The sequence below is a fragment of the Aquimarina sp. AWH4_224 genome (assembly GCF_056160245.1).
In genome coordinates this window covers 261,177-277,331 of sequence record NZ_JBSWWU010000002.1, presented here as the reverse complement: position 1 = coordinate 277,331, position 16,155 = coordinate 261,177, and the positions used below count along the sequence as shown (strand labels likewise).

10 protein-coding genes are annotated in these 16,155 nt (G+C 35.9%); 1 reads left to right on the top strand and 9 read right to left on the bottom strand.

Annotation, left to right across the window (positions count from 1 at the left end; translation table 11 throughout):
* From ACXAGJ_RS04550 to ACXAGJ_RS04530, 5 genes are read right to left on the bottom strand one after another with little or no spacing between them, the layout of a single operon-like run.
* Positions 1-975 carry a type I phosphomannose isomerase catalytic subunit gene (locus ACXAGJ_RS04550; protein WP_474837530.1) on the bottom strand — a complete coding sequence of 325 codons (975 nt, stop codon included), beginning with the start codon at positions 973-975 and terminating at the stop codon, positions 1-3.
* Positions 976-1,032: 57 nt separating this feature from the next.
* Positions 1,033-2,001: a hypothetical protein gene (locus tag ACXAGJ_RS04545; protein WP_474837528.1), complete on the bottom strand. Its 969-nt coding sequence runs from the start codon at positions 1,999-2,001 to the stop codon at positions 1,033-1,035.
* A 3-nt stretch (positions 2,002-2,004) separates the two neighbouring features.
* Positions 2,005-3,699, bottom strand: a complete 1,695-nt coding sequence (locus ACXAGJ_RS04540; protein WP_474837526.1) for a DUF6909 family protein — start codon at positions 3,697-3,699, stop codon at positions 2,005-2,007.
* A 23-nt stretch (positions 3,700-3,722) separates the two neighbouring features.
* Positions 3,723-5,222, bottom strand: coding sequence for a GH3 auxin-responsive promoter family protein (locus tag ACXAGJ_RS04535; RefSeq protein ID WP_474837524.1), 1,500 nt, complete (start codon positions 5,220-5,222; stop codon positions 3,723-3,725).
* A gap of 5 nt (positions 5,223-5,227) precedes the next feature.
* Positions 5,228-6,097 carry a M23 family metallopeptidase gene (locus ACXAGJ_RS04530; RefSeq protein ID WP_474837522.1) on the bottom strand — a complete coding sequence of 290 codons (870 nt, stop codon included), beginning with the start codon at positions 6,095-6,097 and terminating at the stop codon, positions 5,228-5,230.
* A 235-nt stretch (positions 6,098-6,332) separates the two neighbouring features.
* On the opposite strand from ACXAGJ_RS04530, the gene ACXAGJ_RS04525 reads away from it, so the two are divergent.
* Positions 6,333-6,521, top strand: coding sequence for a twin-arginine translocase TatA/TatE family subunit (locus tag ACXAGJ_RS04525; protein ID WP_073316012.1), 189 nt, complete (start codon positions 6,333-6,335; stop codon positions 6,519-6,521).
* A 67-nt stretch (positions 6,522-6,588) separates the two neighbouring features.
* Here ACXAGJ_RS04525 and ACXAGJ_RS04520 read toward each other — a convergent pair whose 3' ends face one another.
* The 4 genes from ACXAGJ_RS04520 to ACXAGJ_RS04505 form a co-directional block, all read right to left on the bottom strand.
* Complete coding sequence (locus tag ACXAGJ_RS04520; protein ID WP_474837520.1) at positions 6,589-8,715, bottom strand: Tex family protein; 2,127 nt, start codon at positions 8,713-8,715, stop codon at positions 6,589-6,591.
* A 41-nt stretch (positions 8,716-8,756) separates the two neighbouring features.
* Positions 8,757-11,147: a hypothetical protein gene (locus ACXAGJ_RS04515; RefSeq protein ID WP_474837518.1), complete on the bottom strand. Its 2,391-nt coding sequence runs from the start codon at positions 11,145-11,147 to the stop codon at positions 8,757-8,759.
* Positions 11,148-11,232: 85 nt separating this feature from the next.
* The gene (locus ACXAGJ_RS04510) at positions 11,233-13,683 is read right to left on the bottom strand and encodes a hypothetical protein (protein WP_474837516.1); all 2,451 of its coding nucleotides are present in this window, start codon (positions 13,681-13,683) and stop codon (positions 11,233-11,235) included.
* A gap of 58 nt (positions 13,684-13,741) precedes the next feature.
* A complete protein-coding gene (locus tag ACXAGJ_RS04505; RefSeq protein ID WP_474837514.1) occupies positions 13,742-16,147 on the bottom strand; it encodes a hypothetical protein in 2,406 nt (801 codons plus the stop codon).
* Positions 16,148-16,155 lie beyond the last annotated feature (8 nt).

Sequence of the window (16,155 nt, the reverse complement as noted above, 5' to 3'; positions counted from 1 at the left end):
TTATTTAATATAAACTTCTAATAATTTCATATCAGAATGATCACTTTCTAACTGAATATTCTTAATCATGGAAGGGATTAAAATAGTTTCTCCCATGGATATAGGAATATCACTATTCTCGGAAACTATCTTACCCTGTCCTTCTACACAAAGGAAAACGACAAAAGAATCTATATCATTATACACTCTGCTAAAACTTTTATCGACTTGAATAAAATTAGTTGTAAAATATTGATTAGAGATCATTTCATTGGGTTGATTTGGCCCTTCTTTATATCTAATCTTTGAACTGTTCTTATTCTCGTAAGCAAGAGCTTCCAAAGCTAGTTCTGTATGTAATTCCCTTCTGTTTCCTTGATCATCAACTCGATCCCAATCATAAACCCGATAGGTAATGTCTGAAGTCTGTTGTATTTCTGCTATCATCGTCCCCTTACCAATGGCATGAATAATACCAGCAGTAATAATATAACTATCTCCTTTTGTAATATGTTCAATGTTCAACAAATCAACTAATCGATTCTCTTTCAGGTACTGTTGATATTCTTCTTGATTTGTGGCCTTGTTGAAATCTACAATTAGCTTTGCATCATCATCTGCCTGAATTACATACCACATTTCTGTCTTCCCAAAAGAATTATGACGTTCTTTTGCCAAACGATCATCTGGATGTAACTGAATTGACAGATCATCGTGTGCATCTATAAATTTGATCAACAAAGGAAACTGATCACCAAACGACTCATATACTTTATTCCCTAATAAACTACCTTTATGTTTTTTTATTAGATGATCTAATTTTTCACCTTCAAAAATGCCGTTAGATACAATAGAAATGTTCTCTCCAACGGTAGAAATTTCCCAACTTTCTCCAATATTTCCAGCTGTATCTGGTTTGTTGAGAATTGTTCTTAATTTATCTCCCCCCCATATTTTGTCTTTCAGAATAGGATAAAATTTGAATGGATATAACATGATAATAGGTTTTACATGGTTACTTTCAATTTTTTAAGGGGTAATTACATAAAGACTCTATTCTTGGTTTACAAAATTAACTACGGATTTAAATAAGAAACTAAAGAAATATATACCAATTGCTATTCCTACAAAAATTACTGGAATAACAAATAGCATTCTTTTTGACAGTTGTTTTTGTTTTGAAATAATACCAGTATCTTTAACAACAGAGTAAATTTCCTTATTTAATTCTAGTGATCTTTCTTGAAATCGAACCGTAGTCAACAATTCTTCTTTTCGTTTTATTAATGATGCAATAGTTGGTGTTTCTGCCTCCGAAGCAAATACAATTTTACCTTCGTTCTCATTAGGATTCTTGCTCAAATTATCCAGGTAATCATTAATAAAAGCTAACGTTTTTCTGTTTTGTTCAACTTCTCCCTTAAGTTGTTGGAGTTCTAAACTAACAATCTTTTTGAAATACTCATTAGATTTTAGGTGCTTCAGAATTGCGGCAACTATTTTTGTATTCTCTGGATTTGAGTTTTTAAAGATTAATGTAAGCTTATGTTCTTTATAGAAATTACGATATTTTCTTTCTCTAAGAAGGTTATCGTCATAATCCTCAGTAAAAGATTCTTTATCCTGTATTTGAGTTAATATTTCTTCTGAACGAATTACAGGTTGCAGAGTAATCTTATCTACATTTTTTACCAATTCCAGATCTAAACCAAATTTCAAAACATAATTATCATCTCTGAAGTTGTCCTGTAGATCTTCAACAAAATCGTATAAATACTCTACTGATTTATACTTTGGCTCTATAATCACTTCTTGAACAAAACTGTTTTTTTTGTCTTGAAATTGGTCCATAAAATAACCCAGTCCTCCCCCAAGTACACCTAATATGAGAAAAAGAATTATTTTTTTCTTAATGAATAAAACTGCATCAACAAATAAACTTAATACTTTTCTAAAAAACTCTTTGATCATTGCAAAAAGTTGCATTAAATCCATTTCTTCGTTTTGATTGGCTTGACTCATTTTTTATCGTTCGTTAAATATTTGTTCTATAATTTTTTCGGTGATTAGATAAGTAGGTTTTACCCCTGTGGTACCTAATCCTCCTGAAGCCAATGTACTTCCTGTCTCTAGTGGGTTATCAGAAGCATAATAAGCATATCTTACTTTCACTTTTGGACTAATACTACTTCGTAATCGAGAAGCAGATTGAATGGCTTTTTGATAATGTGCTCCTTCCATTTCCAAACCAATCACATTCCAAGTAGAATCGTGGAAAAACTTCAGAATATCTCTGTTCTGTAGTGAAGTACCCAAAACAGTGATCATTGCGCCATCATAGATATCAATCCCATGACCTTCTAAATCTTTTTTGTTCAGCTGATTTTTGAATGGATAATTATCGGCTGTACCTTCAAAAACATGAGCAGAAGGGATCATGATATCTCCTTTTCCTCCTTCAAGAATACCAGCTTTCCCCATAATTGAAATCGATTTCACATTCATTCGAATTTTGTTCCCATCGAGATTAGCATAGGGTTTTAATAATTCGTCCATAGTCTCATACGCCTGTTCTCCAAACGCATAATCCATAACTATAATTACCGGTTTTTCTTTGTCCTCTTTGTTGACTATAAGATCTCCATACGCTCCATCTCCATACTTTGCCGTATCAAAAACTTGTACATTGATATTGGCACCACTTTGATCATCGATAAAAGTCATTCCTTTTTGTAAGGCCAACTTCTCTACTCTTTTTCTAAGTTTATCGTTGGAATCATCGCTCAACGACTCATAAATATCAAAGGTACTCTTGTTCTTTAGTTCAGTTTTTAAGGCCAAAGGTGCATAAAGCGTATTCATTACACTATGCATGTTGGCACTAATAATGTGTATTGGACGATTAAACAGATCTAGTTCTTCTAGTTTACTTTTGATAGTATTGGCCCAGATCTCTCCGTGAATATGGTGTCCTAAACGTTCTCTAAGTACAGGACTAAAAGTTACGATTCTTTTCTTATCCTCTACATACTCTTCGATAGCAAGTTTCCCTAACCAATAAATGATATGTAGAAAACGTTCTTTATTCTCTGGACAGGAAAAACTATCATAAATAGAATTGGCTTCTTCAAAAGTTCTACCTAGAATATTTGCAGTATGCGTTAATGCTACTTCCTTTTGAGCCTTGGTCAATTCTTTCTTAGACAGAACTGCATTTTCTAGTTTTTGCCAATCTCTGGTTACATTACCCTCTTCGTTAATCACCACACGATTCATGATCTTATGCGACTCGATAAACAAAAAGGTAAGATGTGTCAGGATATCATAGATTTCAGATCGACCACGAGTGATCTCAATATTCATTTGCTCTTCGTCGATACGATAGCAATTTCTTCTTCTCTTTGGAGGGACAATAACTTTGAAATGAGAGTTTTTATACCCTTCGTCACTGGTAAGATTGATGTAGCGACACTCTTCTATCCCTATTGGTAATCGATCGATCACATATAGTAATCCGTTGAGCTCTACTTTTTCTTCGGCTACAGATCCATAAATCTCCGGTCGCAAGGTGAGTAGTGCTTCTCTCAAGGTGTCTCCGGACACTCCCATTGGTTTGTAAAAACCCCTGTTAAACAAATGACGCATAGTAATATACATGCGTTCTATTGCACTAGAGCTTTCTTGTGCTCTTGTTCTTCCTTGTAATATTAAGTTTGCCATATGTTTTTCGCAACAAATATAGTCTATTTGTCAATCATAACAGAAAGGGCATCTGCAATATTTCTGTCATTCGACAATCTCGGAAGTTTATTTTGCCCCCCTAACTTTCCTATCGATTTCATATAGTTTTTAAATCCTTCGTTAGGAACCACCGTAATTTTTAGGGTTTTCAGGATTTTTCCTTCTATCAAATCGTGGTAGTAGGTGTTTTGATTTCTAAGAGATTTATCTATTGCCTGTGCAAGTGCATTTATATCCTTTGGAGGCTCTTTGAACTCAATAAACCATTCGTGATAGGGTAATTCGTTGTCTTCAGGATTAACCTGTGGTGCTACTGTAAAGTCATTGATCATGGCACCTACTTCTTCAACGCCTTCTCTCAACGCCTGATCCACTTCTTTACCAATCACATGTTCTCCAAAGGCCGAGATAAAATGTTTAATCCTACCCGATACGACAACTCGATAAGGGCTAGTATTGGTAAACATCACCGTATCCCCGATATTATATGCCCACAATCCTGCACTTGTAGAAACCAACATCACATAGTTTACTCCCGTTTCAACTTCGCCAATAGTTAACCTCCTAGGGTTTTCATCAAAAAACTCATCTGCTTTTACAAACTCATAAAACATTCCAGAATCCAATTGCAAAAGCATACCTTTTTCATCCTGACGATCCTGAAACGCAAAAAATCCTTCAGAGGCAGGGTATAATTCGATCCCTGCGACTTTTCTTCCTATCAAATTTTCAAAGGTTTTACGATAAGGCTCAAAGTTTACTCCTCCGTAGATGAACAATTCAAAACCTTTAAAAAGCTCACCAATAGTTTTGTTGGTTCGTTGCTGTAGTCTTTCAAAATACATCTGTACCCAAGGTGGTATTCCACTAATGATACTCATGTTTTGATCTATAGTCTCCTCTACGATGGCTTCTACCTTTTGCTCCCAATCTTCAATACAGTTGGTTTCCCAACTCGGCATTCTGTTTTTCTGAAGATACTGTGGGACGTAGTGTGCAACGATACCTGAAAGTCGTCCTAATTTTACTCCGTTTTTTTCGCTGAGTTCTGGACTTCCCTGCAGAAAGATCATTTTACCATCTACAAAGCTCGCATTTCCGCTTTCTTCAATATAACACAAAATTGCATTTCGCGCAGCATTGATATGTGTTGGCATCGAGGCTTTGGTTAGTGGAATATATTTGGCTCCACTTGTTGTGCCCGAAGTCTTTGCAAAATATAGCGGTTTTCCTGGCCACAAAATATCGGATTCACCTTCTACTACACGATCCACATAGGGTCGTAATGCTTCATAATCGCGAATCGGAACTTGTTCTGCAAAATCGGCATAGGTTTTAATATTTTTGAAACTATGATCCCGACCAAAAGCAGTATTTTGAGCTGTTTTCAACAAATCCCGAAATACACGTTCCTGCGTACCTACCGGATCCGAAGCCCACTTATTAATTTTTTTACGAATACGTTTTGCGAAAATCTTAGCGCCTAATGCTTTTAACGACATAGTTATTATTCAAAATCGACAAAGTTTGTAGGATCTGTTGGGTATCCATCTCTCCACAATTCAAAATGTAAATGAGGTCCTGTAGAAAGTTCTCCTGTAGAACCTGCTGTTGCAATCACTTCTCCTGCTTTGACCTGTTCTCCTTGTTGTTTGGTCAACGAAGCATTGTGTTTATATACGGTAAGCAGATTATTAGCGTGTTTCAGAATAATAACATACCCTGTTTCTGCAGTCCATTCTGAGAAGATTACCGTACCCGCAGAAGCCGCTTGTATTGGAGTATCTTTGGGAACAGCCACATCCACTCCATAATGCTTTTGAGTGACATCATATCCAGAAGTTATATTTCCTTTTACAGGAGAAAACAAGGAAAAATCAGAATTTGATTTTTCATTTTCGAACAAGCTGTATTTGTCTTCTTTGGACACTTCTTCACGAAGTCTCATATCCTGATCCGAAGGACTTAAGTCTATTTCTTCCAGATTTACCTTTTGAGACTGTACTGCAGAATCCAAATCAAATTCTACCGTTTTTACATCCCCGGTAAGCACCTTTCTAATAGAGTTGTAATATTGCTGATTCACAACTATTCTTGACTCCAACGAATCCGTTGTTGCCACCAAACGAGTGGCTTTAAGATTTAACGAAGTAGACGAATATCCCGGAATATATTCTCTTAAAGGAGTAAAAGCAATCAAAAATGTAGTTCCCGACACCAGGAGAATCCCGGTAATGGTCACCATAACAAAAACATTAAGCCTGTTCAGCTTAAAAGATATGCGCTCTTCAAAAGTATCTTCATTAAGAATTACCAAGCGATACTTGTTAAGTAGCTTCTTTGTAATTCGTTTTTGTTCCTTTTTCTTTTTTGCCATAAGTGAAAAGCAAATATACATATTCTACGAATACCAAAAATACAACGTTTAAAGGGATATTTATAGTCTACACACACCATTAATTTTATGCTAAAATTGATTTTTTTAAGATCATGATCATTTGTAGGTTTTTATAAAGTGATATATGAATCTTTAAGATCGTTCGTTAAAGATTATATAAATGATGACGGATTCATCATTTCTTGCTAACTTTGTATTCTAATTTATTAAGATCATGATGACATCAAGTATATTTTTAGGAATGATTGGTCCCTGGCAAATCGCTTTAATTGTAGTGATTGTGTTGTTATTATTTGGAGGAAAGAAAATTCCAGAATTGATGAGAGGATTAGGAAGTGGAATTAAAGAATTTAAGGACGCTTCAAAAGAAGATGAGGACCCTAAAATTGATGAGAAAAATTAATTTTTAAGTCAATATATAAATAAAGCCCGGTATCTACCGGGCTTTATTTATTTGTATACTTTTCTAATTAATCGATAAGCGATAATTGTATTCTTTTACGCTGCAAATCGATATCCATAACAGTTACCATCAAGTGCTGATTTAATTGTACGACACTATTGACATCGCTTATATATTCGTTTGCCAGCTTTGAGATGTGAATCAAACCACTTTCTTTGATTCCTATATCTACAAAACAGCCAAAGTTGGTAATATTGTTTACGATACCGGGCAGTTTCATTCCACTTTTGAGGTCTTCTATCGTTTTTACATTGGGATCAAACTCAAACACGGCCGCTTTCTTTCTTGGGTCTACTCCAGGTTTTTCTAGTTCTTTTACAATATCATTAAGTGTTGGCAAGCCTACCTCATCAGTGATGTAATTTTGCAACTTGATCTTGGCGATAGCGGGTTTGTTTCCAATCAATTCTGTGAGTGGTACACCTACCTCCTTTGCCATTTTTGACACTAACTGATATCGCTCTGGGTGCACCGCAGAATTATCAAGTGGGTGTGTAGGACTGGTAATTCTAAGAAATGCGGCAGCTTGTTCGAATGCTTTACCTCCTAATCTGGGTACTTTTTTTAATTCTTCTCTGGATTGCAGTGCTCCATTTTCTGAACGATAGGATACGATGTTTTCAGCCAATTTTTCTCCAATTCCTGAAACATAACTTAGTAAAGGAACACTCGCTGTATTTACATTAATCCCAACACTGTTTACACAACTCATCACTACAGTATCCAACTCATTTTTTAGTTTGGTTTGGTCTACATCGTGTTGATATTGCCCTACACCAATAGCTTTGGGATCGATCTTTACCAATTCTGCCAAAGGATCGGCCAAACGCCTACCTATGGATACTGCTCCTCGAACAGTAACATCATAATTTGGAAATTCTGCTCGGGCAATTTTTGATGCCGAATATACCGACGCTCCACTTTCGTTAACCATAAACACCTGCATCGATTGATCAAAAGGTATCTTTTTGATAAACGCTTCGGTTTCTCGAGCCGCAGTACCATTACCAATACCTATCGCTTCTACCTTGTAGGCATTTGCCAACGATTTTATTTTCTTAATCCCTCCCGTGACATCTCGTTGCGGTGGGTGCGGGTATATGTTTTCATTGTGTAATAAATCACCCTGCTCGTCAAGACAAACCACCTTACAACCTGACTTAAATCCAGGATCAATCGCCAAGATCCTTTTTTGACCCAAGGGTGAGGCCAACAATAATTGCTTTAGGTTTTGAGCAAACACTTTGATCGCATTATCATCTGCTTTTTCTTTGGCTTGATTAAGCACTTCAGTAGAGATTGCTGGAGTCAACAGTCTCTTATACGCATCAGAAATGGCAAGAAACATTTGGTCGGTGCATGCTTCGACATTGGTTTTGATCATCACACCGTCAATGATATCTAAGGCATCATCTTCGGGTACTTCGATTTTTACGCGAACCACGTTCTCATTTTCTGCTCGCAAAATAGCCAACAATCGGTGCGAGGGGCATTTGTGTAGCGGTTCTTGCCAATCAAAATACTGCTGATATTTTTGTGCTTCCTGATCTTCTTTTTTGGTTTTGATTACGGTCGACTTTATACTTGCTTTTCTTTGATAAAGTCTACGCAATCTATTCCTTACTTTTTCATCTTCATTAATCCATTCTGCAATAATATCTCTTGCACCTTGCAGGGCTTCTTCTTCGGTAGTAATGGTATCGTTAAGATATTTGGAAGCAACAAAAAGAAGTTCCTCTTCCTTTTGTTGCAAGATTACTTTTGCCAAAGGTTCTAGTCCTTGTTCTTTGGCGACAGTAGCTTTGGTTTTCCGCTTTTTCTTATAAGGCAGATACAAATCTTCTACTTGTGTAAGAGTGTCGGCCGTTTGAATTTTTTTCTCAAGTTCTGGAGTTAGTGCACCCTGTTCTTTGATCGTACTCAGTACGCTTTCTTTTCTTTTTTCTAAAGCTTCGAAAGCCGTTTTATATTTTACAATCTCACCAATGGCTACCTCATCCAAATCACCTGTCATTTCTTTACGATATCTAGAAATAAAAGGAACAGTAGCACCTTCATCCAAAAGTTTGACCGTATTGGTAATTTGCTTTTCGGAAACGGGAATATGTTTAGCGATATAAGAAACTGTGTTCATCAATTGTGTTTTTTTGAATCGCTAAATATATTACAAAATGTCTAATTCGGATTTATGTTTTTTAAGATATGCTGTTTCGAGATTAAACTTCCGTCTGAAGCCATTCCTTCTACAAAAAACTGAATGTTCTCTAGTCCAGTGTCTGGAATTTTAAATCTTCCGGTTCCCGATGTGTCAAATTGCAGATTAGGTTGCCAATGTATAGCGCCATAATCAACAAAGAGCGGATCCAAATAATTTGAATACCCAGGATTATAATATTCTTTTGTAGGCTCAAAACCTCTTTTCGCCACATAGTATGAAGATACTTTATCCACTCCTTCCGGTTTTTTAAAATACTCTAAAGGTTCTCTTCTGGTATATATGCGTATGGATCCTGCTAATCCTCTTCCTCCTACGCCATATCCAATTTGATCCATATAAATTCTTTCTACATCTATCAAATTGTATCCCCATAAAATTCCAAAGTCTTCATAAGGAATATCATCGATAAACAGAATAGGCGAAACTGGTCCTCTTACACTTACTGGTCTTCGTGCTCTTATGAATACGTTTGATGGGTTATCACGAAATACAATAAACTTTTTTGTGGATTCGATATAATCCAAAACACTAAAATGCATGAATACCAACTCTTTTGTAATTTCTACAGAATTCTGCAGAAAGTACTTTGGAATTCGGCTTCGTTCCCGAATGTGCTTTTTTGTTTTTCCCTGGATCACAACCTCTTCAAGAAGTTCTACCTCATCACTAAAAAACTCTTGCGGGATTTGGATATTGGGTAATCCTAATTCTTCTGTATTCATACTCAAAGAAACGCTTTGAGAAAATGATTTTTTAAACCGATTGGATTGTAATTGTAAATACATACCATTCTTAACAAAACTTCCGTCTGGCATGACTGCTGCTACTCTGATTTTTTCATTTTTTTCAGGGAAAAAGTTATCAATTTGAAAGCTATTATCTTCCTTCAAATCGATAATCCTGGACCCGCTGTTTTTGGTAGGAAAGATATACGCTTGACGAATATCCTCTTTTACATTTTGAAATTTTCCTACCACCTTAAATCCTTGATTGAATTCATATTGTGGTATGGAGTTATAGTTAAATATATTATTCCAGGTGTATTTGCTCCAACCCTGCGTGATTAACAACAAATCCAAATCATATCTTTTTTTTCTATCCACTTGGTGAAAGTAGTATTTGGGATTCTCCACATATCCTTTTAAATAAGGTTTTAACCATAATGCAGATCGAATATCATCTTCCGGATTATAGGATTTGGTATTTGTAGGCAATACTGAAACGCTCATATCAAAATTAAGTTTAGGGTCTGTATAAGTTGATATGGCAATAGTTAATGAATCATTTTCTCGGGATTCGACAACCAGATTAAATTTATCATTATACTCCTGAGCTTTTATTTCATTATAAACCAATCGTTCCAATATTGGCGTGTTGTCCTGAAAAAGCGTAATAGTATTGACTCCTGCATATAGTTTAGCACGATCTATTGCTACTTCTTTTTTGGTTTGATTGGGCATAAATTTCACCTTCACTTTTTTCGATTGATGATTTTGTCGAATCATTAATTCATAATCTTTCTTTACGATTTCTTTAAGTGTATTGGGATTTGTATTGAATTCTATTGCCAAATATTCTTCAAAAAGATTATTTAGGGTCATTGCTATCCCTTTGCTCTTTGCCTTAGGAAGCAATGTTTCTATTGCTCGTTTATTAAATGCTATTCGTGCCCTATATCGAACACCTTGCCTAGGTGTTATACAAAACTTACCTATTCCAAATGCATTAGAACTAAATGTGGTGATCGTCACACCTTGGTCATCAACAATACTACCCTCTGTGAAAGCCACACTTCTTCCAGTTGTATTGATCAATTTAAAACCAACGGTATTTTTAGTATCTGCCACCAAATGCCCCCCTTCAGGAAGCAGCTGAAAGTCGTATTGTATCTTTTTTGTTACCTCATCTTTCGCAACTCCATTAATAATATTGATCCTTTTGGTATAAGATTCGTCTTCCAGGAAATTATTCATCCAATTGGTAGAAACCCTTAAATAATAAGTTCCACTTGCCAATGTCGAATCCACTTTTATATTGCCTTTCATACTTCCTTCGTATCCCAAAAAAAGACCATCGTACACTTCCTTTCCTCGTTCATCAAATAGTTCTACATTGAAGTTTGTGGTATTAAAAGAAGGACGTTGGCTTTGTTGGTCATAAGCGTACCCTTTAAACCAAATTTCTTCACCAGCAAGGTAAGTGTCTTTATTAAGATGCAGGTAGAGCGTTTCTCTGGGAAACTCAAAATAAGAAGCATTGGCTTGCTCTGGAGTAATCTTTACCTCATTTTGAGCAAGTATAGTACTTGAAAGAAAAAGTAAAACAAAAAGGCGTAAAAGATGATTCATATATAGTGAGTATTAAAGTTAGTTACCAATTATTATCTCGTGTTCAAATATTTTGAAGCATTCAAACACGATATTCTTATTAAGTTTAGTTCCCCTTTGCTTTATTTACAATCTGGGTTTTAGAAATTAAAGTGCCATCTCCCAGCATTCCCTCGATGTGTAAGGTTATTTCATCAAGGCCTGTATTTGGGATTTTGAATATGGCTAGTCCATTTTCGTCAAATGCTAACTTGGGGTGCCAAGAAATCGTTCCATAATTCACAAAAAACGGATCGGTATAGGTAATGTATCCGGGATTATAAAACTCCTTTACGGGTTCAAACCCTTTTTTAAATTCGTATTCTAGATAATCCTGATTTGGTGTTCGTGTTCGAAGTAATGGGAATCGTCTTGAGTAAATACGTATCGAACCTCCTCGTCCTCCTCTAGAACCAATACCATAGTTCGTTCTATCCATATAAATTCTATCAACATCTTGCGTTCTATAATCCCATAGGATACCATAATCTGATAATAAAACATCATCCAAAAAAACAGCCACAGGTTTGGGTTGATCTTCCTCCTCGGGATCAGGAAGTGCTAGTTGTCCACTGCCACTAGTAGAACCTATCGAACTAACAACAGCACCACCAACAGGAAGTATTGATATATCGGTTGGACTTTGATTGAACACTCTAAACTTTCCCGTAGATCTGATATAGTCTAATATCGAAAAGTACTGCTCGGCTTTCTCTAAAGTTATTTTTGTCGAATTCAACTGAAAATACTTGGGAATGCTTATTCGACTTGTTTTCTTTAGCTCCTTTTGGCTACTCCCTTTTAACTGTACTGCCTCCAATTCTTGGATATTGTCGGTAAAATTATACGGTACTACTACCTTGTTCTGTATTCTTTGTTCAGATTGTCTTTCTGAAATTGGAGATATGTTGACAAAAGGTCGATTGATTCTTTCGGATTGTACCTGAAGATAAGCTCCGGATTTTTTAAAACTTCCCTTAGCCATTATCCCAGAAATTTTAAGTTTCTCTCCTTTTTGTGGGAAAAAATGCTCTACCTCAAAAGTGTTGTCTTGATTTACCTCGACCAATTTGGCTCCGTTATTAATCGATGGGTAAAAATATACTTTATCGACCTTGATCTTTTTCTTGTTTTGAATCTTGCCCGTAATCTTAAAGCCTTGATTGAAATTATAGCGAACTTCAGGGGTATGCTTAAAAATATGCTCCCAGGTAAACTTACTCCACCCTTGAGAGATTAGTAGCAAATCCAGATCATATATTTTGTCACGATCAATATTGGTAAAATAATACTTCGCATTTTCTATATACCCCTTAAGGTAGGGCTGCAATAGCATTGCCGACCGTATATTATCTTGATGTGTATACGCTTTGGTTTCTGATGGTAATACAGAAACACTGAGATCATAGGCAATAGTTTTATTGGGTGCTTGCACTGCAATCGATACAGAATCCGAAGAAGTAGTATTTCTCAGGATTGTAATCTCATCTTCTGTGGTTTCAACAGGATTAAAGATCAATCGCTCCAAAACAGGTGTATTCTCTTTGAAAAGGGTTATGGTGTTCATTCCTGCATACAGATCAGAACGTGGAATAGAAATCGTTTTCTTTAGTTCTTTTGACTTAAAATATATTTTCATCTTTTTTGAAAGATGGTTCTTCCGGATGAGCACCATATAGTCACTAAATACCAATTCCTTTATGGTTGCTTCATTGGTATTAAATTGCATAACCACCTCATCTTCCATAAGGTTATTTATACTCAAGCTAACGCCTTTATCATTAATCTTAGGGAATTCCGCTTCAACTTCATCACCATTTTTAAGTTGTATCAAAGCCCGATATTGCTTTCCAGATACTGGGGTTATATTGAATTTACCCAATCCTAAAGTGTTCGAAGAAAAAGTAGTTACTTCATTACCCAATTCATCCTGTACTACACCTTGATCAAACCCAACGCCATACCCTTGATCATTAATTAATTTGAAACCAATGGTGTTGAAGGTATTCGCAACCACGTGTCCTCCTTCTGGAAGCAACTGAAAATCATAGTTTTCTATTTTCCTTGAAGTTTGTGCAGGAAGTTCATCTTTGATGATTTGTATCTTTTGGGTGTACGTCTCATCTTCTATAAAGTTGTGCATCCAATGGGTAGCAGCTCTTATAAAATACGTACCACTACTCCAGCTGTTATCTACCAGAATATTCCCTTGAAAACTGCCATTATTACCCATAAATACCCCATCATACACTTCATTACCTTGTTCATCAAAAATTTCAACTTCAAAATTAGTGGTATTTAACGAAGGTAAATTGTTTTGGCGATCATAGGCATAGCCTTTGAACCAGATTTCTTCTCCAGTGATATAGATGCTTTTGTTCACATGAAGATATAGGGTTTCTCTGGGGATATTAAAATAAGACGCATTGGCTTCTACTACATTGGTGTCTTTTTCTTGTGAAAAAACAGGGAATGCAGAGAGCAATAAGGTTAATAACCCAAATAGATGGTTTTTCATATGTTTTCTATGAATTAGATGTAGTTAGTTACTTAGATTATAAATGTTGCTTACAGAATTATTTTATTTTGTGTGTTTTAGAAATCAGACTCCCGTCACTCATCATTCCCTCTAGGTGCAAGGTTACATTCTCTAAGCCTGTATTTGGGATCTTAAACACAGCCGTGCCTGTATTATCAAAATGCAATCTAGGTTGCCAGTGTATGGCTCCATAATTCACAAAAAATGGATCTTTATAATTGGTATATCCAGGATTATAAAACTCTTTGGTGGGCTCAAAACCTTTGGTAAACTCATATTCTAGATAGCTCTTATCTCCATCATGAGTTCGCACTAATGGATATCTTCGAGTATACAACCTTATCGTTCTTCCTGCTCCCCTTGCGCCTGCGCCGTACCCAATAGTATCAGTGTATATTCTATCAATATCTGCGGTTCTTAAATCCCACAAAATCGCTAGGTCCGGAAGCAGAAAATCATCCAAATAAACATTTACACCTGTTCCAATTCCAATAGGTGGTGCCTCACCAACTGGCAAACTTACAGTAGTTCCACTTCTAGGAAGAATACGTATAAATGCCGCATTGTCTCTTTGCACATTAAATTTTCCTGTGGACTGAATGTAATCTAATATCGAATAATACCGCTCTGCTTTCTCTAGCGTAATCTTCTTAGAATTCAACTCAAAATACTTAGGGATCTGTATCCTACTCGTCCTTTCCAATTCCTTTTCACCACTTCCTTTTAGTTCTACAGTCTCCAATTGTTGTACATCACTTAAAAAGTTATAAGGTACTACTACCTTATTTTGGATCTTTTGGGTGTACTGTTTGTCTGCTACTGGAAAAGTATTGAAAAATGGTCGGTGTATCCGATTGGATTGCACCTGCAGATATACTCCTGATTTTTTAAAGTCTCCTTTGGTTTTAATGCCGGAGATTCTTAATTTCTCTCCTTTTTGTGGGAAAAAATTATCAACCTCAAAGGTATTATCTTGATTTACCTCAACAAGTTTTGCCCCATTATTGATCGTTGGATATAGATATACATTATCCACTTCTTCTCTTTTCTTTTCCTGGATCTTACCCGTAATCCTAAAGCCTTGATTAAAGTTATATTTAACCTCTGGACTTTTCTTAAAAATGTTTTCCCATTTGTATTTACTCCATCCTTGGGTAATTAATAATAAATCCAGATCATATATCTTATCTCGGTCAACATTGGTAAAATAGCGCTTCTCGTTTTCTATAAAACCTTTTATATACGATCTTAGCAACATTGCAGAATGGATGTTGTCTGTATGGGCGTAGGCTTTGGTCTCTGATGGTAATACCGAAACACTAAGATCATACGCATGGTCCCAATTGGGTACCGTAACTTCTACCATCAAAGAATCCTTTGCCGTGTTGTATGAACTTACCTTGATCACATCTTCTTGTATAGTGATGGGGTTAAATACCAGACGTTCCAAAACGGGAGTGTCTTCTTTAAACAGGGTAATTATATTTATTCCTGCATATAGATCTGAACGCCTTATCGATAGTCTCTTTTTCAACTCTTTTGACTTAAAGCGAACTTTTATCTTTTTAGAGAGATGATCATTTCTGATGAGTATGGTATAATCATCTTTTAATAATTCCTTTATAGTAGCAGTATTCGTATTGAACTCTATGGCGAGTTCCTCATCAATTAAATTATTAATGCTTATACTAACTCCTTTGTTTTCAATTTGCGGAAATTTACCTTCAATTTCGCTTCCATCTTTAAGTTTGATCGACGCTCGATAGGTCTTACCCAACACAGGTGTAATATTAAACTTACCTAAACCTAATGTATTTGATGAAAAGGTAGTCACTTCGTTACCCAACTCATCCTGAATCACACCTCGATCAAAAGCTACACCATATCCCTGATCATTAATCAATTTGAAGCCAATAGTGTTGAACGTGTTAGCTACCACATGTCCTCCTTCTGGAAGTAACTGAAAATCATATTGTACATTTTCTGAAGTTACTACTTCTGGTAGCTCGTCCCTGATAATACGTATCTTTTTGGTGTACGTCTCATCCTCAGCAAAATTATGCATCCAATGGGTAGAGGTTCTCATAAAATATGTACCACTACTCCAGGTAGAATCTACTTTTATATTCCCCTGAAAACTACCATTGTTGCCCATAAAAACACCGTCATAGACTTCGTTGCCTTGTTCATCAAAAATCTCGACTTCAAAATTGGTGGTATTGATAGAAGGAAGGTTATTTTGCCGATCATAGGCATATCCTTTAAACCAAATCTCTTCGCCAGTAACATAGGTACTCTTGTTAACATGAAGATATAAGGTTTCTCGGGGAACTTCAAAATAAGAAGCATTGGCTTCTTCTACAGTAACAATATCTCCGTCTTGTGCAAAAACGGGGAGTGAAATAAACAGTAAGGCCAAAAATTGAAACAGATGGTTTTTCATATGTTTTC

What these genes read in the sequence shown, in the direction of transcription:
- ACXAGJ_RS04550 (WP_474837530.1), bottom strand. Translation starts at nt 975, where the DNA reads ATGTTATATCCATTCAAATTTTATCCTATTCTGAAAGACAAAATATGG.
- ACXAGJ_RS04510 (WP_474837516.1), bottom strand. Translation starts at nt 13,683, where the DNA reads ATGAAAAACCATCTATTTGGGTTATTAACCTTATTGCTCTCTGCATTC.
- ACXAGJ_RS04535 (WP_474837524.1), bottom strand. Translation starts at nt 5,222, where the DNA reads ATGTCGTTAAAAGCATTAGGCGCTAAGATTTTCGCAAAACGTATTCGT.
- ACXAGJ_RS04515 (WP_474837518.1), bottom strand. Translation starts at nt 11,147, where the DNA reads ATGAATCATCTTTTACGCCTTTTTGTTTTACTTTTTCTTTCAAGTACT.
- ACXAGJ_RS04520 (WP_474837520.1), bottom strand. Translation starts at nt 8,715, where the DNA reads ATGAACACAGTTTCTTATATCGCTAAACATATTCCCGTTTCCGAAAAG.
- ACXAGJ_RS04530 (WP_474837522.1), bottom strand. Translation starts at nt 6,097, where the DNA reads ATGGCAAAAAAGAAAAAGGAACAAAAACGAATTACAAAGAAGCTACTT.
- ACXAGJ_RS04540 (WP_474837526.1), bottom strand. Translation starts at nt 3,699, where the DNA reads ATGGCAAACTTAATATTACAAGGAAGAACAAGAGCACAAGAAAGCTCT.
- ACXAGJ_RS04525 (WP_073316012.1), top strand. Translation starts at nt 6,333, where the DNA reads ATGATGACATCAAGTATATTTTTAGGAATGATTGGTCCCTGGCAAATC.
- ACXAGJ_RS04545 (WP_474837528.1), bottom strand. Translation starts at nt 2,001, where the DNA reads ATGAGTCAAGCCAATCAAAACGAAGAAATGGATTTAATGCAACTTTTT.
- ACXAGJ_RS04505 (WP_474837514.1), bottom strand. Translation starts at nt 16,147, where the DNA reads ATGAAAAACCATCTGTTTCAATTTTTGGCCTTACTGTTTATTTCACTC.